Source organism: Kistimonas ophiarachnellae (assembly GCF_057552235.1).
The window spans coordinates 1-21,534 of the sequence record NZ_BAAJPA010000010.1 but is presented as its reverse complement, the minus strand read 5'-3'; the positions used below and the strand labels follow the sequence as shown (position 1 = coordinate 21,534).

The 21,534-nt window shown below is 52.7% G+C and carries 19 protein-coding genes; 6 read left to right on the top strand and 13 right to left on the bottom strand.

Features of this window, described 5'->3' with window-relative positions; translation table 11 throughout:
• Nucleotides 1–84: 84 nt before the first annotated feature.
• Together AC27K1_RS13455 and AC27K1_RS13450 are read left to right on the top strand one after the other, a co-directional pair.
• Nucleotides 85–1,590 carry an alanine/glycine:cation symporter family protein gene (locus AC27K1_RS13455; protein WP_487151239.1) on the top strand — a complete coding sequence of 502 codons (1,506 nt, stop codon included), beginning with the start codon at nucleotides 85–87 and terminating at the stop codon, nucleotides 1,588–1,590.
• Nucleotides 1,591–1,852: 262 nt separating this feature from the next.
• On the top strand, nucleotides 1,853–3,340 hold the full coding sequence (locus tag AC27K1_RS13450) for an alanine/glycine:cation symporter family protein (RefSeq protein ID WP_487151237.1): 1,488 nt from the start codon (nucleotides 1,853–1,855) through the stop codon (nucleotides 3,338–3,340).
• A 63-nt stretch (nucleotides 3,341–3,403) separates the two neighbouring features.
• On the opposite strand, the gene AC27K1_RS13445 is transcribed toward AC27K1_RS13450, so the two are convergent.
• Nucleotides 3,404–3,961 carry a hypothetical protein gene (locus tag AC27K1_RS13445; protein WP_487151236.1) on the bottom strand — a complete coding sequence of 186 codons (558 nt, stop codon included), beginning with the start codon at nucleotides 3,959–3,961 and terminating at the stop codon, nucleotides 3,404–3,406.
• 258 nt (nucleotides 3,962–4,219) lie between these two features.
• On the bottom strand, nucleotides 4,220–6,742 hold the full coding sequence (locus AC27K1_RS13440; protein ID WP_487151234.1) for a M60 family metallopeptidase: 2,523 nt from the start codon (nucleotides 6,740–6,742) through the stop codon (nucleotides 4,220–4,222).
• A gap of 189 nt (nucleotides 6,743–6,931) precedes the next feature.
• On the opposite strand from AC27K1_RS13440, the gene AC27K1_RS13435 reads away from it, so the two are divergent.
• From AC27K1_RS13435 to dxs, 3 genes are read left to right on the top strand one after another with little or no spacing between them, the layout of a single operon-like run.
• Nucleotides 6,932–7,174 (top strand): exodeoxyribonuclease VII small subunit, encoded by a 243-nt coding sequence (locus tag AC27K1_RS13435; protein ID WP_487151233.1) that lies wholly within the window; start codon nucleotides 6,932–6,934, stop codon nucleotides 7,172–7,174.
• Complete coding sequence (gene ispA / locus AC27K1_RS13430) at nucleotides 7,174–8,073, top strand: (2E,6E)-farnesyl diphosphate synthase (protein ID WP_487151231.1); 900 nt, start codon at nucleotides 7,174–7,176, stop codon at nucleotides 8,071–8,073. Before AC27K1_RS13435 ends, ispA begins: the two co-directional genes overlap by 1 nt.
• Before the next feature lies 1 nt (nucleotide 8,074).
• Complete coding sequence (gene dxs / locus AC27K1_RS13425; protein ID WP_487151230.1) at nucleotides 8,075–9,868, top strand: 1-deoxy-D-xylulose-5-phosphate synthase; 1,794 nt, start codon at nucleotides 8,075–8,077, stop codon at nucleotides 9,866–9,868.
• A 12-nt stretch (nucleotides 9,869–9,880) separates the two neighbouring features.
• Here dxs and AC27K1_RS13420 read toward each other — a convergent pair whose 3' ends face one another.
• The 11 genes from AC27K1_RS13420 to ribD all read right to left on the bottom strand — a co-directional run bounded on the left by AC27K1_RS13420 (nucleotide 9,881) and on the right by ribD (nucleotide 19,887).
• Nucleotides 9,881–11,149, bottom strand: coding sequence for a hypothetical protein (locus AC27K1_RS13420; protein WP_487151229.1), 1,269 nt, complete (start codon nucleotides 11,147–11,149; stop codon nucleotides 9,881–9,883).
• Nucleotides 11,150–11,437: 288 nt separating this feature from the next.
• Nucleotides 11,438–12,580: a hypothetical protein gene (locus AC27K1_RS13415; protein ID WP_487151228.1), complete on the bottom strand. Its 1,143-nt coding sequence runs from the start codon at nucleotides 12,578–12,580 to the stop codon at nucleotides 11,438–11,440.
• Nucleotides 12,581–12,805: 225 nt separating this feature from the next.
• A complete protein-coding gene (ribA, locus tag AC27K1_RS13410; RefSeq protein WP_395179775.1) occupies nucleotides 12,806–13,399 on the bottom strand; it encodes a GTP cyclohydrolase II in 594 nt (197 codons plus the stop codon).
• Between the two features lie 126 nt (nucleotides 13,400–13,525).
• Entirely contained in the window at nucleotides 13,526–14,140 is a 615-nt protein-coding gene (locus AC27K1_RS13405) for a retropepsin-like aspartic protease family protein (protein WP_487151227.1), read from the bottom strand.
• Between the two features lie 120 nt (nucleotides 14,141–14,260).
• Nucleotides 14,261–14,731, bottom strand: a complete 471-nt coding sequence (locus tag AC27K1_RS13400) for a phosphatidylglycerophosphatase A family protein (RefSeq protein ID WP_487151225.1) — start codon at nucleotides 14,729–14,731, stop codon at nucleotides 14,261–14,263.
• A 46-nt stretch (nucleotides 14,732–14,777) separates the two neighbouring features.
• Complete coding sequence (gene thiL / locus AC27K1_RS13395; protein ID WP_487151223.1) at nucleotides 14,778–15,743, bottom strand: thiamine-phosphate kinase; 966 nt, start codon at nucleotides 15,741–15,743, stop codon at nucleotides 14,778–14,780.
• Nucleotides 15,744–15,758: 15 nt separating this feature from the next.
• Complete coding sequence (gene nusB / locus AC27K1_RS13390; RefSeq protein WP_395179779.1) at nucleotides 15,759–16,232, bottom strand: transcription antitermination factor NusB; 474 nt, start codon at nucleotides 16,230–16,232, stop codon at nucleotides 15,759–15,761.
• Nucleotide 16,233: 1 nt separating this feature from the next.
• On the bottom strand, nucleotides 16,234–16,710 hold the full coding sequence (gene ribH, locus AC27K1_RS13385) for a 6,7-dimethyl-8-ribityllumazine synthase (RefSeq protein ID WP_211828033.1): 477 nt from the start codon (nucleotides 16,708–16,710) through the stop codon (nucleotides 16,234–16,236).
• Between the two features lie 109 nt (nucleotides 16,711–16,819).
• Nucleotides 16,820–17,923 carry a bifunctional 3,4-dihydroxy-2-butanone-4-phosphate synthase/GTP cyclohydrolase II gene (ribBA, locus tag AC27K1_RS13380; RefSeq protein WP_487151220.1) on the bottom strand — a complete coding sequence of 368 codons (1,104 nt, stop codon included), beginning with the start codon at nucleotides 17,921–17,923 and terminating at the stop codon, nucleotides 16,820–16,822.
• A gap of 89 nt (nucleotides 17,924–18,012) precedes the next feature.
• Nucleotides 18,013–18,702 (bottom strand): riboflavin synthase, encoded by a 690-nt coding sequence (locus AC27K1_RS13375; RefSeq protein ID WP_487151219.1) that lies wholly within the window; start codon nucleotides 18,700–18,702, stop codon nucleotides 18,013–18,015.
• A 54-nt stretch (nucleotides 18,703–18,756) separates the two neighbouring features.
• Nucleotides 18,757–19,887 carry a bifunctional diaminohydroxyphosphoribosylaminopyrimidine deaminase/5-amino-6-(5-phosphoribosylamino)uracil reductase RibD gene (ribD, locus tag AC27K1_RS13370; RefSeq protein ID WP_487151218.1) on the bottom strand — a complete coding sequence of 377 codons (1,131 nt, stop codon included), beginning with the start codon at nucleotides 19,885–19,887 and terminating at the stop codon, nucleotides 18,757–18,759.
• A 427-nt stretch (nucleotides 19,888–20,314) separates the two neighbouring features.
• Here ribD and AC27K1_RS13365 point away from each other — a divergent pair.
• The coding region (locus AC27K1_RS13365) for an alpha/beta hydrolase (protein ID WP_487151216.1) at nucleotides 20,315–21,534 on the top strand (1,220 nt) is incomplete at its 3' end.

Sequence of the window (21,534 nt, the reverse complement as noted above, 5' to 3'; positions counted from 1 at the left end):
TTGCAAAAAGGTCTAAGTACATGAGGATTTTCTGGTTTTACCCGGCCCGGCGCCAACAAAGCCCAGCTCCGGCAAGGAGGTACCATGACAGTATTGATCAACAACTTCAACGCCATACTATGGGGTTATTGGCTTGTCTATTTACTACTTGGCGCGGGCGTCTATTTTTCCCTGCGCAGCGGACTGATTCAGGTCCGGCACTTTCCCCTGACTCTTCGTTTGCTTCTGCATAGTAAACGCACCGGAAATCAGAGCAATATCTCATCCTTCCAGGCCCTGTGTACCAGCCTTGCCTCCCATGTAGGCACCAGCAACATCGCTGGCGTGGCCATCGCCATTCACCTGGGCGGGCCCGGGGCCGTGTTCTGGATGTGGGTGACCGCGATTTTAGGCATGGCCACCAGTTTCGTGGAAAACACGCTGGCCCAGGTGTACAAATCCAACAACTATGACGGCACTTTCCGGGGCGGCCCGGCCTTCTATATTGAAAAAGCGCTGGGCTGTCGCCCCCTGGCAGTTGTCTTTTCCGTGTGCATGGTGCTGTCCTTCGGGCTGTCCTTCAATGCAGTACATTCCAACTCCGTAGCCTCCGCACTCTCTCATGCCTTTGCATTTCCGGAAATGTTCGTTGGACTGTTGCTCACACTGATGACCGCACTGATCATTTTCCGGGGACTTAGGGGGATTGCCCGTTTCGCCGAACAAACGGTTCCGTTCATGGCCACCATATATGTTCTCACGGCAGGCATGGTGATGTTCCTTTACCACGATCGCCTGATTGATGTCTTCCGGCTGGTGATTCAAAGCGCGTTTGGTTTACAGACGGCAGCAGCCGGCGGTATGGGGTATATGGTGTCCCAGGCGATGCTGCAGGGCATCCGTCGCGGCCTGTTTTCCAATGAAGCCGGTATGGGCAGCAGCCCTAACATTAATGCGGTTACGGCGCCGTCACCCAATCACCCTGCGACCCAGGGACTGATCTCCATGTTCAGCGTCTTCACCGATACCATTTTGATCTGCACGGCCACGGCTATGCTAGTGCTGCTCTCTGGCGAATACCTCAATGCCGATGGCGTCACAGGTATTGCCCTGACACAAAATGCCCTCAGCAGCGCCGTCGGCGAGTGGGGTAAGCCGTTTATCGCCTTTATCACCATGTTGTTTGGCTTCACGTCCATTGTCGCCAACACGTATTACGGTGAATCCAGCCTTCGTCATATCAGGGACAACCGGCGTTTGATTCTCTGGTACCGCTGCATTGTGATTATGATGGTGTTCTGGGGGTCTTTCAGCAGCCTGCCTGTTGTCTGGTCACTGGCGGATCTGACCATGGGTGTCATGGCGCTGATCAATCTGGTAGTGATTGTGCTGTTATCTGGCACCGCCTTCGCCTTGTTGAAAGATTTTGAACAGCAATATAACAACGGGATCGAAAAACCGGTCTTTAACCGCAAACAGTTTCCGGAGCTGGATAAAGCCATGGATCAGGATGTCTGGCCCGTGCCGGAAAACAATTCCTGTGATCAGGAACCCAATAACGACGATGATGATCCGATGATGCAAGAATTCAGTGACATGGAAAAGCTCTGATAACAGCGCCTTCATCTGGTAAATATGACGATTTCGTACCACTAACAGAATTTTTTTTTGCCCGTCGCCCCAATACGGTAAAAACGGCTTAACCCGGTAATCCTCTACATTACCGGGTTCCCACCCTTATAAAACCAACAAGGCACATAAGTATAATCACTAAGGGCAATACGGTATCACGGCAATTTCCTCAATCCGCTTGAGCGGTACTATCGACTTCCGAACGATTATAAACACCTTAAACAACCACAAGAGCCGTTATATGAGTAACTTGATTGCCGTTTTGAATGGCGTAATTTGGGGCAAGCTTCTCGTCGGTCTTCTGCTTGGGGCTGGTCTGTATTTTACGTTTCGGAGTCGCTTTGTGCAGATCCGCCGCTTTGGCTTCGCCATCAAAACCATGATGGGCAGCCGGGCCAAGGACGAGCACCATCACATTTCTTCTTTCCAGGCTTTCTGCACCAGTCTGGCTGCCCGTGTCGGCACCGGTAACCTGGCAGGTGTTGCTGTTGCCATTTTCATGGGTGGTCCCGGCGCCGTGTTCTGGATGTGGATGATTGCCCTGCTGGGTATGTCCACCAGCTTCGTGGAAAACACGCTGGCGCAGCTCTACAAATCCAACAACCACGATGGCACCTACCGTGGTGGCCCGGCTTACTACATTCAGAAAGCCCTGGGACAACGCTGGCTGGGTATCATTTTCTCCTGTTCCCTGATCGTGGCGTTTGGTTTTGCCTTTAACAGCGTCCAGTCCAACTCTATTGCTGCTGCCATGGTCGTTTATGAGATTCCGCCACTGGCTGTCGGTATCGTTCTGGCCATTATTTCCGCACTGATCGTATTTGGCGGCATCCGTTCCATCGCCCGCTTCGCGGAGATGGTTGTGCCCTTCATGGCGTTGATGTACCTGGCACTGGCCGTGGTTGTCATGCTGCTGAACATCACCGAAATGCCTGCGGTACTGTCTCTGATCTTCAAGAGCGCCTTTGGTATTGAAAGTGCTGCCGGTGGTGGTGTCGCTTACCTGATGAAGACCGCCATGGAACAGGGTATCAAGCGTGGCCTGTTCTCTAACGAAGCCGGTATGGGTAGTGGTCCGAACGCCGCAGCAACCGCAACACCGACTCCGCACCACCCTGCCACCCAGGGCATCATGGGTATGCTGGGCGTGTTCGTAGACACCATCGTGATCTGTTCTGCGACTGCGGCCATCATCCTGGTATCCGGCCAGCTGAACAGTGGTAATGAGTTGACCGGTATTGCCCTGACTCAGGCAGCGCTGTCCAACGAAATTGGCGGCATCGGTAACCACTTCATTGCTTTGGCCATCCTGTTGTTCGCGTTCACTTCATTGATCGCTAACTACTACTACGGTGAATCCAACCTGCGCTTCATCAAAGACAGCAAGGCCGTTTTGATGGGCTACCGGGCACTGTTTCTGGCTATGGTTATCTGGGGAGCGATTGGCGAACTGCCCGTAGTATGGTCCTTTGCCGATCTGGCCATGGGCGTCATGGCACTGATCAACCTGTCCGTCATCCTGCTGCTGGCAGGTCAGGTCTTCAAGGTACTCAAGGACTTTGACGACCAGGTGGATGCTGGCCTGACACCGACATTTGACCGGAAGAAGTTCCCGTTCCTGGATAAGACCATGGATCCGGATGTCTGGAATGATGTACCGGAAACCACTCGCAAGCTGGAGTCTGAAGCCGTTTCAGAACAGCCCCTGGGCGCGGCTCAAAACGCCTGATCGTTCGTTTCGTTTGCAAACCTGCAGAATCCCCGTGCCGGCTGGTACGGGGATTTTTTTCGTTCAGGGGTTCGTGCGGATCGTAATCGAACTGCCGGAAAGGCTCATTCCCTGGATCAACAGGGAACCGAACGACCCACCGGTGCTACCCAGTACCCGGATATTATCCATGGCAATGGATTCCACATAATCCGGCAGGTTGAAACGCACAGCACCTTCATTGACCAGGATTTCTACCGGGCTCACGCCGTCCTTGTACTGAACACCGGAAATACGGGTATCCGCCTCGATGAAATTCAGCAGTGGCATTGACGTTTGCAGAACCTGCCCTAACACGGCCAGTCCCTGGTCCTGCTGACGGTTCTCTTCAAACTGAGGCTCCGGCTGATCAAAACCCTGCGCCGAAATGGCCGACAGGGCGCTGTCATCCAGGGGCACCAAGCCGGTCGAACCGCGCTCGCCGTGGGTATGCATCAGTTCACTGTCCGCCAATGGCACCAGCTCGGCATGCGCCGGTCGAAAAGCAAAGCAGGAGAAAATCAATAACCAGAAAAGTATTGCGGGAAACAGGTTACTATCATGTCGCGCCACTCTGGCGACATACCTGATCGACTTCTTCATAAATGCAACATCCTGTCATTACAAGCATTCATAACCGCCAGATAAATCCGTTACCTGACACCTTGACTATAGCAATCCACAACCACCGGAATTGACCGGACTGCACACCGAGACTGTGGTTATCGCCAAGGGTTATCAAAGCTTTAACGCTTGTTTCTTTTTTTGAAGCAGGCTGTCATCGACCGGGTCATTGCCCCCGAGTGCGGACAGCTAAGCACCTGCCAGAAAGTGGCTGCCCGGACACAATAACACCGACGTTTATACGGTCTTTTTCATGCCTCCCCGTAGTACTTTGGGTCTGCACAAACGCGCCATGAGCCGGACGAAGCAGGACCACACGGGTACGGCGGCAAACCCTGCCATAAACACAATCGGTATCATCGCCAGCACGGTCACAGGGTTCATCCCCCCGTCATCCGTCGCTTGCCAGTGCCGACGATGAATAAATTCACACCCGAACTGGTTTGAGATGTCCCCTGGCGGCGGCGGGAAGGAAGTCACTTTCTGGCGGGTAGCGTTACTGATCTCAATCCCCCAGGTATTGAAGTGCGCAATCAGATTATGGCGCGTTATCGTGCAGAGCCTTTCAAAGAAAAGGTCAATTTTAGCTTCTTTCGTCCACCACCTTATTGCGGCATTATTGGCGGGGAGATCACCAAGATAAAATCTATTCAACGTGATGAAAATGTTTTCCCCCATGTCCGGAAATGCATCAATCAACTGAAGGAAAAAATGCATTTTTGCTTCGTATTCCCGGGAATCAGGGGTATAGGACGCGCCTTTGTTTTGCTGCAACCATGCCCTCGCCTTCTCGCCAGTCCCAAGACAGCGTTTGTGCAGAGCCTTTGCGCCCGCACTGTTAATGCGCAGCATCCTGTTTGCAACGACATACCCCGTCATCTCAGCCGACGCCTGACCATCTAACGCATTAACCCAGAGCGAACCCATCTTGAATTGTTTCTGATGCCCCAGTTCATGGGCCAGAACCTTAATCACCCATGCGTTGTCGTAAACGCTGTTCAGATCATCCGGCAACAGGCCTCGCGCCAAAATAATACGGTAGGCATCACCTCCCGCAAAGGCGAGAAACTTGTCGCTCCGGACATCTTCAATAAAGACCTGTTTGCCATCCCCGAAAAAATAGGGGTAGTAGTTGTGCAATTTCCCGTTGGCGCCCTGCCACTGGGTGCGATTGCGATCAAACCCCCACAACATTTCACAGCGATTGATGATCTCGTCCATCATCCGGCTCAATCCCAGGGGGTTTTCCAATGAAAAGGCCTTTTCACGTGGCAGGAGGGTAATACTCCTCACCCCCTCAATCAAAGCCCAGGGCGCGGGTTGCCTTCTGCGCCACGCCCAGCTTTGGGGCAGATGCTTACCGGCGCGAAAAGCGGGCGCTTCGATGGCGCCGCTGATTGTTACAGCGATTTCACAATCGCGGTGCAACGTAGAAATCAGGGCTATCGAGCCACCATAAGGACTACGGTGACGGGATTCGCCAAACGGTAAAATTTCCCTGTAGGCAATATCTGGCGGACGCAGGTAGACGTTATCGGGCTTCAGGTAAGCAGCATCCTTTACCAGGTGATGGCTATGCAGGTTTATCTCCAGTTCAAGCCATGTATAGCGCTGGTCGTATTGCCTGAAGCAAGAAATGTCGTTTTTTTTCACCTCAACCACATTCACTGTAATAACCGCTCCCGGCGCTGCGTACAAGCCTGTCATTTTTATTTTTTTGGGCGCCAGCTGCTGATTCTGAGCGTTATAAGGCGAGAGCCCATACCGGAAAGAGAGATTGAAGAGCACCTGCCTGACCACCGGCGCTGCATACGCCGGTACCGTCAACTGAAAATCGTTTATCTGCGGCGGATTAGCCTTGATATAGGGTTGGATAAATCGGTATATCCTGTTTCGCATTTCTTCCAGTGCAACATCCGATGCGTTCAGGGGAAGTGGATACTGGATTATTCGGTCATTCTGCTGCTTGACTGCTTTGATAGAAGCATCTGAATCAAAGTATTGGATCCACTCAGCTTTTTCAGCGGCATCGCCTGGTATCTGCGGTTTATTATCAGGGATGATTAATTTCAGACAAATCAGATCTGCACAGGTTACCAGGCTGACTCCATGCTGCGTGATCATGCCTTCGTGAAATCGCCACTGACTGTCCTTCACGTCATTACAATCGATGACATTCACTTCGTAAATTATTGTTCTCTGAAGGTTTCTCAGCTCCTTCCCCATAATCTGTGACACGTTCAGATATTTGTATTGAGCCGTAATATCAATACACTTGCCGATCTGACTCTGCAGCCGCCCGTCATCCAGGCGCCATCGCTGCGCCCGGTCACCGTTACAACCGACCATGCGGCCCTCAGGCTTGTCCGGTAAATAGGTAGTGGTCACTTGCAGGCATTTTTCCCTCGGATAGCGCGGTTTGGTCAGCATATAGTAATCCCGCTCCCCCACGGTCGACGCGGCTACCGAACCGGACCGGACAGGCCTTGCCAATGCCACGCCCGTGAGCATGAGGGCAGCCCCCCCGGCCAGGGGGAAACCAGCGGCATAGCCTGTCATCATGAAACCGAAAGCCGATGCCGCGGCCACCGTCTTGACGAGGCGCTTGAGCGTCCACTGCGCCTTGCCTCCGGATCGGGTTGATACGGGCCTGACCGCCGGGTCGGCTGGCTTCCCCCTGGCTGACGGGTCTGTTGATATTGGCACTGAAAACACCTCACTGATTGAACGCGGGCCTTCACCCTTTATCTGTTTGTCCATCAGTGACGCCCCGTGTTCCCCATTGCTGTCGGAAATCCCGTTTACAGGCTGTTAATTGTTCATTTTCACTAACAAATGTCCTGCCTCATGACATCCGCCCCCGGATGACAGGCATGCGCCAACATTGACCCGTATCACGCACTGGGTTAGTGTTCGATGCAATTATTCCTGCCCCAAAAGGTCGCCCTGATGCCAAGCAAGAAAGCGGGCTTTGCTTTCGAACAATCCCTCTCGGAACTGGAAACCCTGGTCGAAAAAATGGAGTCCGGCGACCTGACGCTGGAACAATCCCTGGCGGCATTTGAAAAAGGCATCGGCCTGACCCGTGAATGCCAGAAAGCCCTGGATGACGCCGAACAGAAAGTGCGTATTCTGGTAGAAAAAAACGGCCAGCTGGAATCCCGCCCTTTCGAGAGTGATGTTGACGAGTAATGGACATCAAGCAGTACATGCAGACCTGCCGCCAATGGGCGGACGCAGGCCTTGAGCAGGTCTTTGCCCGTTACCAGCCTGCCGAGGCACGCCTGCATGAAGCCATGAAGTACTGTGTCTTCAATGGCGGTAAACGGATTCGCCCGATGCTGGTACGCGCCACCTGCGAAGCACTGGGCGGCCCTGCGCAACAGGCATTATCCGGCGCCTGCGCTGTTGAACTGATCCACGCCTATTCACTGGTCCATGATGATCTGCCTGCCATGGATGATGACGACCTGCGCCGCGGCCAGCCCACCTGCCACAAGGCCTTCGATGAAGCGACTGCGATTCTGGCGGGGGACGCCCTGCAATCACTGGCCTTTGAAGTGCTGGCAAATCCTGAACTGACCGGGAGCGATGAATTTCAGGGTGCCTGCCGACTCCAGCAGGTAGCGGTCCTGGCCCGGGCTGCGGGGAACCATGGTATGGCGGCAGGCCAGTCATTAGATATGCAAGGCACGGGAAACACCCTCACACTCCCTGAGCTGGAAACCCTGCATCGTCACAAAACCGGCGCACTGATTGAAGCCAGTGTCACTTTGGGCGCACTGTCTGCCGGCGTGAAAGAGCCGGACACCATCGCATCACTGAAACGTTATGCACGGGCAATTGGACTGGCATTTCAGGTACAGGATGACATTCTTGATGTGACGGCCAGCACTGCCACCCTCGGCAAACAACAAGGCGCCGATATTTCCCATGGCAAAAACACCTATGTATCGCTGCTTGGTCTTGATGCAGCCCGGGAAAAAGCTGCCCAGCTGCAAAATGAAGCCCTGCAAACGCTGAAGGGCCTGAATGAACATGCAGAACCGCTGCGCATGCTGGCTGAATATATCGTGAGCCGAAACCACTGAAATGACCCGCACGATCCCCCTGGAAAGACCCTCCACGCCGTTGCTGGACACAGTGAATCTACCAAAAGACCTGCGTCGTTTATCTCAACAGCAACTGCCGGTACTGGCTAAGGAATTGCGTCACTTCCTTCTGTATACCATTGGGCAGACTGGGGGCCACCTGGGTGCCGGCCTGGGCGTGGTGGAATTAACCATTGCCCTGCATTACGTTTTTAATACACCGGATGACCGGTTGGTCTGGGATGTAGGCCACCAGTGTTACCCACACAAAATTTTGACCGAACGGCGTGAGCTGATGGCCACCCTGCGCCAGCGTGATGGTCTCTGTGGATTTCCTGACCGTTCAGAAAGTGCCTATGACTGTTTTGGCACCGGTCATTCAAGCACGTCGGTCAGCGCGGCGCTGGGCATGGCCATAGCACTGGCTGCGAAGGATCGTCAACGACAGGCTATCGCCGTCATTGGCGATGGCGCCATGACCGCAGGCCAGGCCTTTGAGGCGCTGAACCATGCCGCCTGCGTCAACGCCAACATCCTGGTCATACTGAACGACAATGACATGTCGATTTCCCCCAGTGTTGGCATGCTGGCCCGTTATCTGCGCGGGATTGAGGTTTCACGCACAGCCCGGAATCCTGAGCCTTCGTCGCCCGTCCTGTTCGAAGACCAGGGCTTTGCCTATACCGGTCCGATCGAGGGTCACAATCTTGAGCTACTGATTGAAACGCTGTCATCGTTAAAGACGCAATCCGGTCCACGACTGCTCCATATTGTCACCCGTAAAGGCAAAGGGTATCCCGCCGCCGAAGAGGATCCTGTTGGCTACCATGCGCTGACCAGGATCATGCCGGCAAAGACAGAGCCAAAACCCAAAAAGCCGACTTACGCCAACATTTTTGGTCAGTGGCTATGTCATACCGCAGCCCGGGATCCGCGCCTCTATGGCATTACCCCGGCGATGCGTGAAGGCTCTGACCTGGTGCGTTTTTCACAGCAGTTTCCAGACCGCTACTTCGATGTCGCCATTGCAGAACAGCATGCCGTCACGTTTGCCGCGGGTCTCGCCTGTGAAGGCATGAAACCGGTATTGGCCATTTATTCCACGTTTCTGCAGCGCGGCTATGACCAGCTGATCCACGATGTGGCCCTGCAAAACCTGGATGTCCTGTTTGCCATCGACCGTGCAGGCCTGGTCGGTGAAGACGGCCCGACCCACCATGGCGCCTTTGATATCGCTTACCTGCGCTGCATTCCCAATATGGTCATCACAACCCCCAGTAGCGAACAGGAACTCTGGCAGCTGTTAAACACAGCCTATCAGCACGCCGGACCTGCCGCAGTACGCTATCCCAGGGGCAGTGGTACCGGACTTTCACCGGAACAAAACAGCGACCCTTTACCTCTCGGCAAGGGACACATTACACGACACGGTAAAGATATAGCGCTACTGGTATTTGGCACGTTGCATCATGAGGCCATGAAAGCCGCTGAAGACCTGAACGCTACCGTGGTGGATATGCGCTTTGCCAAACCACTGGATCATGCGCTGATCGACAGGGTGGCCGACAACCATTCACGGTTAGTGACGATTGAGGATGGCGTCATAACGGGAGGCGCCGGTTCAGGCGTTGAAGACTATCTGGATAACAACAGGCCAACAGGCAATCAGGCGCGCCTGTTAAAGCTGGGACTCCCTGACCGGTTTATCCGGCACCAGTCGCGGGAATCCCAACTGGCGGAATGCCTGCTTGACAGCGCCGGTATCTGCCAGCAAATCAGCACGTGGCAACAATGATCGCTGCTGACGCTATACAGTATGAACCGACCACAATGATTGTTGTTGCCGCCTGATATGACGCATACGTCTTGTGGCTGGCATATCCTCCGGGTCTGGGTCCAGGTTCAGATCCGCATCTAACTCCATTTCTATTGTCGGTTCCTGATCTCTACCATACCGAAGCACCGGAGAATAGCGTTCCAAGGCACACTGACTATAGCCTGCAAGCAATTCCGGCAACTGCTGGAAGTATTGTTCTATTTCTGCAAAGGGTTTTCCGACCTCTTTTGAGAATTTAAAGGCCGCACCATATTGCGATAGTTTATTCATTACCCCCTGTAGAGCATCAAGCACTTTGCTGAGCTCTTCATCCCCCTTTCCTGTATAGATAAGCGCACAAGGATCTGAATCGTCCAATAACCTCATCAACCAGGGATGTCGATGCGGCATCACCTCATGATGAAACCGTTTCAGCCACGCCTCTTCACTACCAACATATCCCGTTTGAGCATAGATACGCCAGCTTTGACGCAATGTAGCCCCCATTGCCCCTAGAAAAAAAAAGCATGTTACCGAAAAAAGCAGCAGGTCATACGCTTTGTTAAAATCGCCCCCCTGATCATTACTTTCATGTGCGGTCACGTTGCTTTCTAATACCTGGTAAGCGTAATCTGCTTGAAAAGACTGATTCTTCTCCTGAACACTAGAATAATGGCTTCGATGATGGCTCCATCTCATGAATTCCACTAACACAAAAGAGATGCAAAGCCCACACAGTCCATATTTAAAAGCTGCTTCCAACATTTGGAGACAGACATTTGCTGATCCATAAAAACGGGCTTTTACCCTATGCCTGATCGATAAACCTGGAAACGATTGATCCTGATCGTCAGAATTAGCATACGCGATCTCATTTATGACTGCATTTCTGATAATTTTCATTTTTTCATTGCTGACAGAAAGATCTCTCAAGTCAGTTGGTAACAACTTGTCATATTCACTGACATCGGATTGTTCTTTTAAGGGGAACGAAGTTGCCTGAAGCTGTTCAATACCAAAAGAATCATCAGAATCAGACAGTGCAGGTGAAAGATCAATATCAGACAGCCCAAGTGTTGTATCCGATGACTCGGGATCCAGTGTAATACTGCGATCGCTCAGAGAATGCTGACTTACAGTTCGGTCTGACGATTTGAGCCCAGCCTCTGAGCTGAATACAAATGTTGTTTCTTCAAACTCTTTCTCTAGTGATAACACAGTGCCTGATGGCATCTCACCTCCTGTTACTCGCATCTCCATAAAAATACTCCGGCAGATCGACAATCATTTATTCATCAAAAAATGAATCTGACATGTAATTTACCGATACGAAGCAACCAAGGTGACAGTCTGACCAACATTAAAAGAGAGGCAGGCAAATAACCAATACTGACAGGCATACTAATGAAAAATCCAAGATCAATCCTGTCAAAAGTGTAAGAAAGCCTGACCTCCTTGATAGAAACAGCGGTCACAATAACGGATCAGGCATGATTATACAGAGGGTCGGGCATCCGGACCTTGAGCTATGGATGGCGTAACCAGGACCTAAACCTCAATGACTCCCGCTACATTCGCAGGTCGTCCAAGCATCCTTATTGCACGAGAACGCCTGGTGGTCAGAATCTCCTCCAGCTCTGGTTCCGTACTATGCTGAATATTTGCGGAATGACGCTCCTTGGCGAGTCGAATATAACCTGCAAGCAGGTTCGGCAAACCCTGAAAATAGTGCTCTATTTCTTTAACGGGTTTCTCGACTTCTCTTGCGAACGCAACGGCTGCCCCATATTGCGACAGTTTATTTCTCACACGATATACCGCATCAAGAATTTTACCCATTTCCCCATCCTGCCCACCGGTATAAATAAGCGCATAAGGGTCTCCATCCAATAACTTCATCAGCCAAGGGTGCCGATGTGGCATTACCTCATGATGAAACCGTTCCAGCCAGGCTTTCTCATTTCCAATATACCCGGTTCGGCAGTAAGCTCTGCAGCACCACCCCATACTGCCCAGGAAACCTGTTAGAGTGACCAGAAGTGTCAACGCATAAAGCACTGTATCAAAAAATGCCTCAATACTTTGATCGCTACCTTTATAAACATACAATTTCCCCCCCCATGCCAGACAAGACAGACAAAATCCAGCCAACCCAAAAATAAAAGCATATTTTAAATTTTTGTAGCAGGCGTGCTTGCTCCCGTAAAAACAGGCTTTTATTTTGTACCTGGTCGACAACCCCGGAAACAATTGCTCCTGAGCGCCTGAATTAGCATACGCAAGCTCTTCTTTATATGCGTTCCTGATAATTTTCATTATCTTCTGACTAACAGGAACATCTATCAGATCAGTCGGTAACAATTTATCATAGCCACCCATTTCGTATTGCCCTGATAAGGGAAGCCATACCTCTTGAGGCCGTTCAGCATCAACAGACCCATCAGAATCAGACAGTGCAGGTGCAATATCAATATTAATATCAGACAGCCGAAGTATTGTATCCGATGACTCGGGCCCCAGTGTAATACTGCGATCACTCAGAGAATGCTGACTTACAGTTTGGTCTGACGATTTGAGCCCGGCCTCTGGGCTGGATACCAATATTTTTTCTTCAAAGTCGTTCACCAGAGATGACACAATGCCTGATGGCATATTGGAGAATGTCCCATCTCCTCTCAAGCGCAATTCCATATAATATTCCGGCTGATTGACACACAGTTATTCATCAGAATAATTAATTTGTCATGTAATTTATCAGTATGAAACAACCAGAGAGACACTCTGACTAACAGCGAGAGAATGGCAGATTAAGTAACCTGCGCTGACAGACACGCTAATGAATAACATCAGAACAACTCTATCAAGGGTGTAACAAAGCCTGGCACCCTTGATAGAAACATCAGTCAAAAAACCCTATCAGGCGTTATTATACAGATGGCCCAGCTTCCAGACTTTTGTCGACAGATAACGTTCGTTATGGGGATTCTGTCCCGTCTGCAACGGCACACGCTCAACAACATCAATATCCTGCTGCCGCAGCGCTTCCACTTTACGTGGGTTATTGGTCATCAATCGCAGCTTATTGATACCCAGGTGATTGAGCATGGGGCTGCACATATCATAGGTGCGCAGATCAGGCGCAAAACCGAGTTGCTCATTGGCTTCCACAGTATCCGCACCGGCATCCTGAAGATGGTAAGCCCGCACTTTATTCAACAACCCAATACCACGACCTTCCTGCCGCAAATACAGCAACACGCCCTGCCCTTGTTCTGCAATAGACTTAAGCGCCGCCTGAAGCTGTGCGCCACAGTCGCAACGCATACTGAACAGCGCATCTCCCGTCAGGCACTCTGAGTGCACACGGGCCAGGACAGGCTCACCGGTATTGAATTCCCCCATCGTCAACGCCAAATGCTCTTTCCCCGTAGCACGATCTTCAAAGCCATGCATGCTGAACGTGCCGAAAGGGGTGGGCAACCTGGATGACGCAATAAAAACGACAGACACTCCACGTTCCTCAACTTCTCGTGCGGAAACGCATTGTAACAGCAGGATAAAACGCAGGCGAGAAAGGATAGCCTAACCGGCTAAATATTCAGCGATACAGCAGAGCATCCATTGACGGGAATAAGGTCAGAACTTTGCCTCAAGATAAAGCACATCGCCTTCATCACGCATTTTCACCTTACGCAGAAAGCTCATGCCCAGCAGGATAATACTGGGGAAATTCCCTTCATGGATGGCCGCATCAACATTGCGCACTGTCAGGCCGTCAATACTGACCGATTTGAGTTGCACCAGAAAACCACGAACCTGACCACTGGCGGTAGAAATATTGATGGGTTCACCATTCTTGTATTCAACACCCAGCGCATTGGCATGCTTTGAACTCATCCCTACCGCCGTTGCCCCGGTATCGACCACCATATCGGCCAAACGCCCATTCACCAGCGCTTTCACATAATAATGGCCATCGTTATCCCGGAAAATTTTGATCGATTTTTTACTGGATTCTTTATAGCCATTACTGGCCTGGCGAGATAAAGGGAATTCACGTGCCTGGCCACCCACTTCCAGAATGGCGCGCGTACCATCAACAGACAACAATTTGACGCCTCCGGGACCGGTATTACCCACTTTCAGCATCATCTGCCGCCCCTCAATGATGACGACCGCGGCACCGGGAAAGAGGCCAACCACCTGAATCATTACCGCTTGAACACTGGCGGAAAACAAAACGCCAGCCAAACCCATTACCGCAATCAACGACCTTATTGTTATTAGCAATGTGCAATCCTCTTGCCCGGTACGACTATTTCACGGATTTTAATCGTCCGTTTCTATAAGGATAAAGAATAGTCTGTCCTATCAAGCTATCACGAAAACAATTGCCTGCATCACTATGAAAGCATATATCCCGGCAACCAGGTCATCCACCATAATTCCCATACCACCGGGGATACGTCTGTCAGCCAGGGAAATGGGCCAGGGTTTCCAGATATCAAACAGCCTGAACAGACCAAATCCCAGGATAATCCAGAACCAGCCCGACGGCGCCGCCAGCATCGTCAGCCAGTACCCGCAGAATTCATCCCAGACAATACCGGGGTGATCATGAACCCCCAGGTCTTTCGCCGTTTTACCGCATAGCCAGATACCCAGCAGCGAGGCCAGCAACAGCACCAGCGCATACATTGGCAAAGACAACTGGGATAACAACAGGTACAGGGGAATCGCTGCCAGCGTGCCGAAGGTACCGGGTGCTTTTGGCGCCAGACCGGAGCCCAGACCAAACGCCAGGAAGTGAACAGGATTGGACAGCCTTATGGGAATAGACAAAGGGGGAATTACTCCATTCGCTCAGTTATTGGCAGGACAGTGATTATCAGGAAAAATGCCGGAACCCTCCCTCCGCCGGGTCAATAAGCTGACCATCAAGACGAATGCCGGGTTGTTCCTCGATGACGCCTATGGCCACAATCGGTACAGGCGCTTGATATTCTGCAATCGTAGCAGCCGGTGCAGTAAAACAAAGCTCATAATCGTCACCGGCAGTCAGCGCCAGTGAATGTGCCTGCTCTTGCGGATAAACCGCACACAAGGCTTCAGACAAGGGTAAGGCGTCCGAACTCAAGGCAGCCCCGAATCCGCTGGCGCGAAGAATATGGCCAAGATCGCCCAACAGGCCATCCGATATATCAATCGCCGCTGTAGCACCCTGCGCAGCCAGCCATTGTCCCAATGCCAAACGGGGTTGCGGTCGGTAATAACGCTCAAGCAATGCCGACTCACTGACATTTTTGCCATCGCTGATACCTGCACCTTGCAGAACCAGAGGCAAAGCACCGCCCGCATCACCCAGCGTGCCACTGACAAAGATCGTATCACCGGGTTGGGCGCCATTGCGCTGCAGCGCGCCACCAGCGGATACAATGCCTTGAACATGGAGGGAGACTGCAAGTGGCCCACGCGTCGTATCACCACCAATCAGCGGAATGCCACAACGCTTGGCAAGATCAGCCATACCCTGACAGAAACCTTCCAGCCAGACAGTATCTGCCTTGGGTAATGTCAGCGCGAGGAAGAAACTGTGGGGCCTGGCGCCCATGGCAGCCAGGTCACTGACACTGACAGCCAGCGCCCGCCAGCCCAGCAGAACCGGATCAATACCGGCAGGGAAGTGGACACCCTCAACGAGGGTGTCAATGCTTTGCACCAGCTGTGACCCGTCCGGCACAGACACCACGGCGCAGTCATCACCAATGCCCACGACCACACCACCTTCGCAACCGGGCTGGCCGGTCAACGCGGGCTGGTTGAAGTAGCGGGCGATCAGGTCAAACTCGTTCATGGCATCCTGCCCGGATCAGCGTGCGTTGCGGTTACGGAATTCCTTCACTTCGGCTGCACGCAGGCGCGGCGCCAGCTTGTCCAGGATCCCGTTGATGTACTTGTGGGAATCCTGACCACCAAAACGCTTGGCCAGTTCAATCCCTTCGTTGATGACTACCCGGTAAGGCACATCGTGACGTTCCATCAGCTCATAGCAGCCGATACGCAGCGCGGCACGCTCCACGGGGTCCAGCTGTTCCAGGGAACGGTCCAGCAGCGGTGCGATGGAGGTATCAATCTGGCTGGCGCTGCGGGCAATACCCTGCAGCAGCTCGCGGAAATACCCTTCGTCCACCTTGGACATATCATTGTTCGCGCGGAACTGGACTTCAATCTCAGTGACGGACTCACCGGCCATCTGCCACTGGTACAACGCCTGCAGGGCCATTTCCCGCGCCTTGCGGCGCAACTGCGGACGGCCCTTGCCGGCCTTGGGTTGATCGCTCAAATTACAACTCCAGATGCTTCAACAGGCTGACCATCTCGAACGCGGCCATGGCGGCTTCCTCGCCCTTGTTACCCATCTTGGTACCGGCCCGTTCAATCGCCTGTTCAATGGTATCGACAGTCAGTACGCCGAAGGAGACCGGCACTTCATGCTCCAGCATGACATTGGCCATTCCCTTCACGCACTCACCGGCTACAAAATCAAAATGCGGGGTACCGCCGCGGATGACCGCGCCCAGTGCCACCACCGCATCAAACTGTCCCTGCTTCGCCACCTTCTTCACCACCAGCGGCAGCTCGAAAGCGCCGGGGCAGCGAATCACGGTGATATTCGCTTCCGGAACCCCGTGGCGCTTCAGTGCATCAATCGCACCGTCAAGCAGGCTTTCGACCACGTAGGCGTTCCAGCGGGTGACCACGAGGGCGTATTTGCCGTCGTTACTGGTCAGTGTCCCTTCCAGGGTCTTGATTCCGGACATGAATGACTCCTTAAATGCTGACAAGCACAACCCGCGAACAGGATCGCGGGTCACCGTAACGTAACCATGTTGTTCTACTGTCTCTGACACCAGGGACAGTCATTTGTTCTTACTCACACGGGAGATATTCGACGATCTCCAGATCAAAGCCGGACAGCGCACCGAACTTCATCGGGGAACTCAGCAGTGTCATCTGCCCGACGCCCTGATCACGGAGGATCTGGGAGCCTGTTCCCACGGTCAGGTAGGCGCCACCCGGATTACGGTTCGCCTTGCGCACCGGTTCCATGAACTGCTCCAGGCTCTCGCCCAACAGTGCGTATTCGTCCGCATCCAGCAGCACCACGACGCCTTCGCCTTCTTTGGCGACCCGCGCCAGGGCAGCCGGCAGCGGCCAGCTGTTGCTGTCTTCCTTGCGCGCACCCAGCAGATCCCGGAAGGTCTCCGCCTGGTGAACCCGAACCAGTGTCGGCCGGTCCTTGGCCGGATGCCCCATGGTCAACGCCAGGTGGGTCCGGCCGGTAATGCTGTCATCGTAAACCGTCATGCGGAAATCACCGTAAACGGTTTTCAGCGGCTGTTCGATCCGACGCTCAATGGTCTTTTCATGCATGATCCGGTAATGGATCAGGTCTGCAATGGTACCGATCTTCAGGTTGTGCTTTTCAGCAAACAACTCCAGGTCCGGGCGGCGGGCCATGGTACCGTCTTCTTTCATGATTTCAATAATCGCCGCCGATGGCAGCAAGCCTGCCAGGCGGGCCAGGTCACATCCGGCCTCGGTATGGCCGGCACGGCTCAATACGCCGCCGGTCATGGCGCGCAGCGGGAAAATATGCCCGGGCTGCACAATATCTTCCGGTCGTGAATTGCCATCAATGGCTACACGAATCGTATGGGCACGGTCCTGGGCGGAAATACCGGTGGTCACGCCACTGGCCGCCTCAATGGACACCGTGAAGGCCGTCCCCTGGGCCTCCCGGTTATCGCTGACCATCTGGTTCAGCTTCAGGTAATCGCACCGCTCACCGGTCAGGGTCATGCAAATCAGCCCGCGGGCTTCCCTGGCCATGAAATTGATGATTTCCGGCGTGACCTTCTCTGCGGCCACGATCAGGTCACCTTCATTCTCCCGGTCCTCATCATCCATCAGGATGACCATTTTCCCCTGACGGATATCCTCGATGAGTTCTTCTACGGTATTCAATTGCATGCTTCTTTCCCGACTGGGTTGATTGCAGGCCTCGGCCCCGGCCACTCTCCCGCTCCCTCAGGAGCCCCCCGGAGAACAGCAGAAAAACCTCAGCGCATAAAACCGTGTTCTGCCAGGAAGGCTTCGGTCAGATGTCCAGCCTTACCTTCCTGCCCACCGGCGAGCCCTTGGGCATCTGCCAGCGTTTGCCGCCCCTGCAGCAACCGCTCCAGGTAACGGGCAATAATATCAACTTCAAGATTGACCAGCGTACCCGGCTGCCAGTTACGGATCGTGGTTTCCTGAGCGGTATGGGGCACGATATTCAGGTCAAACCATGAACCATCCACCGCATTGACGGTCAGGCTCACACCGTCAACCGTGATGGAACCTTTTTCAGCAATATAGTGAGCAATCGCTGCGGGTGCTTCCACACGGTAACGCCAGGAGCGGGCCGACTGCTCAATCATCCGGACAGTGCCCACGCCATCCACATGTCCGCTGACAATATGGCCGCCCAGGCGGGAGGTTGGCATCATCGCCTTTTCCAGGTTGACCGACGAACCGGGACCCAGCGTCTTCAGTGCGCTTCGCTCCAGGGTTTCCAGCGACACATCCGCCACGAACCCATCGCCGGGTAACACTACGGCGGTCAGGCAGACGCCGTTTGTGGCAATGCTATCCCCCAGCTGAACATCAGCCAGATCCAGCTTGCCGGTAGCCACTTCCAGACGAACATCACCGCCGCGGCGCTCAAACCGACGCACCTGGCCCACTGCCTGAATGATTCCCGTAAACATCGTTACCCTGTCACTTCAATCGCGTTAGTTCGCCATGCATTTCGCGGCGCCCTGTCACCACCGGGGTTCACCCGGTACGGCTGTCAGGCGCAGATCCTGGCCGATTCGGCGCACATCCGTCATGGTCAGCGGAATTCTGTCACTCATATTGCCCAGCGGCAGGTCAAACAGCGGGCGTGCGGCACTGCCCATCAGCACAGGCGCCATGTACACCAGCAGCTCATCGAGCAAGCCGGCCTGTAAAAAACTGCCTGCCAGGGTGGCACCGGTTTCCACCAGCACCTCGTTGCATTCGCGCTGTCCCAGCAGGGTCATCAGCGCCGTCAAATCGACCCGACCCTCCGGGGCGGGCAATTCTACCACTTCCACGCCCTCAGACTGTAGCGCATTCTGTTTTTCCCGGTCAGGATCAGCGGTAACCACCAGCGTTTTACCCGGCTGATGCAGAATCTTTGCCGTCAGTGGAATGCGCAGGGAAGAATCCAGTATGACCCGCAAGGGCTGTTTTTCGGCGGCCAGATCAGGCTCATCGATACGTAGCTCGGCCGGTCTGACAGTCAGGGAAGAATCATCCTGCAGGATAGAACCGACACCGGTGACAATCGCACAGGAACGGGCCCGCCACTGCTGCACATCACTGCGGGCATCGGGCCCCGTGATCCACTGGGATTCGCCGGACGCCATGGCGGTTCGCCCGTCCAGACTCATGGCCAGTTTGCAACGCACCAGCGGCCGCTGACTGACCATCCTTGCGATAAACCCGGGATTAAGCGCTTTCGCTTCTTCTTCCAGCAGACCGGCTGCCGTTGTGATTCCCGCCTGCTCCAGCAACTGGAAACCACCGCCATCCACCCGAGGATTAGGATCACGCATGGCAGCAATCACGTGAGTGACACCGGCATCAATCAACGCCTGGGCGCAGGGCGGTGTGCGCCCCTGATGACTGCAGGGCTCCAGGGTGACATAGGCTGTCGCGCCCCGGGCCGCCCGCCCGGCCATGGCCAGTGCATTGACTTCCGCATGCCCTTCACCAGCCCGGATATGCCAGCCTTCTCCGACTATCCGACCATCACGCACCAGCACACAGCCGACGCGCGGATTGGGCATCGTGGAATAAAGCCCCTTACGGGCCAGCTGCAACGCACGGGCCATCCAGCCCCGGTCTTCACGGGTGAAGCTTGTCATACGGTCAAGTAACCAAAAGTGAATACTAACGGATCAAGGCATGATTCGGGATTGGGATTCTAGCGTATTTCGAGGGGGGTTATGTAGCCGGGCTACGCAGAATTATACCATTTTCCACCAAAGATTCTGGCTTATTGACTAGATAATGGACTGAATAATTATAACTGCGATCCGTTTGCCTTCCGAATTCAAACACTCAACCTGTAACGCTTCATCAAGCGTACTTAACTCACAACCAAACATCCCATAAGCCTCCCGAAAAACAACTAACAATATTGTCAGCAAAAATAACATTATAAAAAATGTGAGAAACCTTAACCAATTAGAAAAATCTAAAAACAATATGGCCTGTTTGCACAAAATTAATTTTAACATTGAAAAGCAACCAGTGAGCTTAACTGAAATACAGTCAAAAAAGGACTCCGCTGTGTCAAGCTATAGCACTTCAAGCGCCGAAACATACCATACACTGTCCAGCACTAAAACGTATCAAAGTGATAGCAGCTCAAAGTGCTCTCACACTAATACCAGCCCCCAAAAAAAACATACAAGTTGCTTTGTATGGTGCAAACGCATAACCAAAGTCATTATCAACACAACCAGACATCTCGCCCTGGATTTCACCCGAGCCAGAAACAGACCGTTAAAAGCGATTAAAATCATCATACTCACAACATTTTCAATCCTGCTATTGCCATTTACTTTATTATTCATTATTCAAAAATCAATTCAGGATCTCTTACTATTCCCCATGCAAAAACGCTTTATAGAAGACAATCCAACCGTAGAAGATATTAAATCATTGATTGACAAGCACACGAAAACCCTGGAACAACAAAGAACCCGCCTTGAAAAAAGAATAAAAAAATTAGAGATGAACCTCATTTCATTTGAAAAATGCTCAACATGGATAGAATCCAACACAACAGACCAGAAACAAAAGCAACAGCTGCATGAAGAAAACCAAAAAAGCATAGAAAAAATAAAATTAAAACTTGCCCCTTTACATAAAGCTTCAAAATCATTAGAGGACGCTATATCTTATCAGTTACACACTTCACGGCTATTATCAGAGTTACGGTTAGAATCCATTTCACACACGCTCAATGAGCACAACTATCTTGCTTATCTCAATAGAACCCGGGCAAGCAAACCCGACGGGGTATGCATCATTTTTCAGCCAAATGGCTTGACGGCACAAGCAGGAGCGGCCTTTTCCGTCAGGGCCATGGCTCATGGCAACTACCATTGCCTGTTTGTGGAATACCCCGGGTATGGAGATGCTGAAGGGGAGATTTATTCAGAGAAGGATGTTTTTGCAACCGCTGAAGCCGCCTATCAAATGGCAAAAACACACTTTCCTGACTTAAAAGTCATTACCGTGGGTAGTTCTATAGGAACAGGCAGTGCCGCTTACCTGGCCGGCAAGTATCCCACTGACATACAGCGAGTCATTCTGAATGCGCCTTATAAAAGCATCACCGACCTGATCGGGTTTCACGTAAACCCATTACTTGCCAGACTGTTCAGTTACTACGATGTTGATAACGAGTCATATCTCGCTCGTTATATTGATCAGAATCCTGCCGCGGAACTGGTCTTAATCCACCCGGAGTCTGACGCGATCATCCCGATACAACATAGCCG

What these genes read in the sequence shown, in the direction of transcription:
- AC27K1_RS13455 (WP_487151239.1), top strand. Translation starts at nt 85, where the DNA reads ATGACAGTATTGATCAACAACTTCAACGCCATACTATGGGGTTATTGG.
- AC27K1_RS13450 (WP_487151237.1), top strand. Translation starts at nt 1,853, where the DNA reads ATGAGTAACTTGATTGCCGTTTTGAATGGCGTAATTTGGGGCAAGCTT.
- AC27K1_RS13445 (WP_487151236.1), bottom strand. Translation starts at nt 3,961, where the DNA reads ATGAAGAAGTCGATCAGGTATGTCGCCAGAGTGGCGCGACATGATAGT.
- AC27K1_RS13440 (WP_487151234.1), bottom strand. Translation starts at nt 6,742, where the DNA reads ATGGACAAACAGATAAAGGGTGAAGGCCCGCGTTCAATCAGTGAGGTG.
- AC27K1_RS13435 (WP_487151233.1), top strand. Translation starts at nt 6,932, where the DNA reads ATGCCAAGCAAGAAAGCGGGCTTTGCTTTCGAACAATCCCTCTCGGAA.
- ispA (WP_487151231.1), top strand. Translation starts at nt 7,174, where the DNA reads ATGGACATCAAGCAGTACATGCAGACCTGCCGCCAATGGGCGGACGCA.
- dxs (WP_487151230.1), top strand. Translation starts at nt 8,075, where the DNA reads ATGACCCGCACGATCCCCCTGGAAAGACCCTCCACGCCGTTGCTGGAC.
- AC27K1_RS13420 (WP_487151229.1), bottom strand. Translation starts at nt 11,149, where the DNA reads ATGGAGATGCGAGTAACAGGAGGTGAGATGCCATCAGGCACTGTGTTA.
- AC27K1_RS13415 (WP_487151228.1), bottom strand. Translation starts at nt 12,580, where the DNA reads ATGGAATTGCGCTTGAGAGGAGATGGGACATTCTCCAATATGCCATCA.
- thiL (WP_487151223.1), bottom strand. Translation starts at nt 15,743, where the DNA reads ATGAACGAGTTTGACCTGATCGCCCGCTACTTCAACCAGCCCGCGTTG.
- ribH (WP_211828033.1), bottom strand. Translation starts at nt 16,710, where the DNA reads ATGTCCGGAATCAAGACCCTGGAAGGGACACTGACCAGTAACGACGGC.
- ribBA (WP_487151220.1), bottom strand. Translation starts at nt 17,923, where the DNA reads ATGCAATTGAATACCGTAGAAGAACTCATCGAGGATATCCGTCAGGGG.
- AC27K1_RS13375 (WP_487151219.1), bottom strand. Translation starts at nt 18,702, where the DNA reads ATGTTTACGGGAATCATTCAGGCAGTGGGCCAGGTGCGTCGGTTTGAG.
- ribD (WP_487151218.1), bottom strand. Translation starts at nt 19,887, where the DNA reads ATGACAAGCTTCACCCGTGAAGACCGGGGCTGGATGGCCCGTGCGTTG.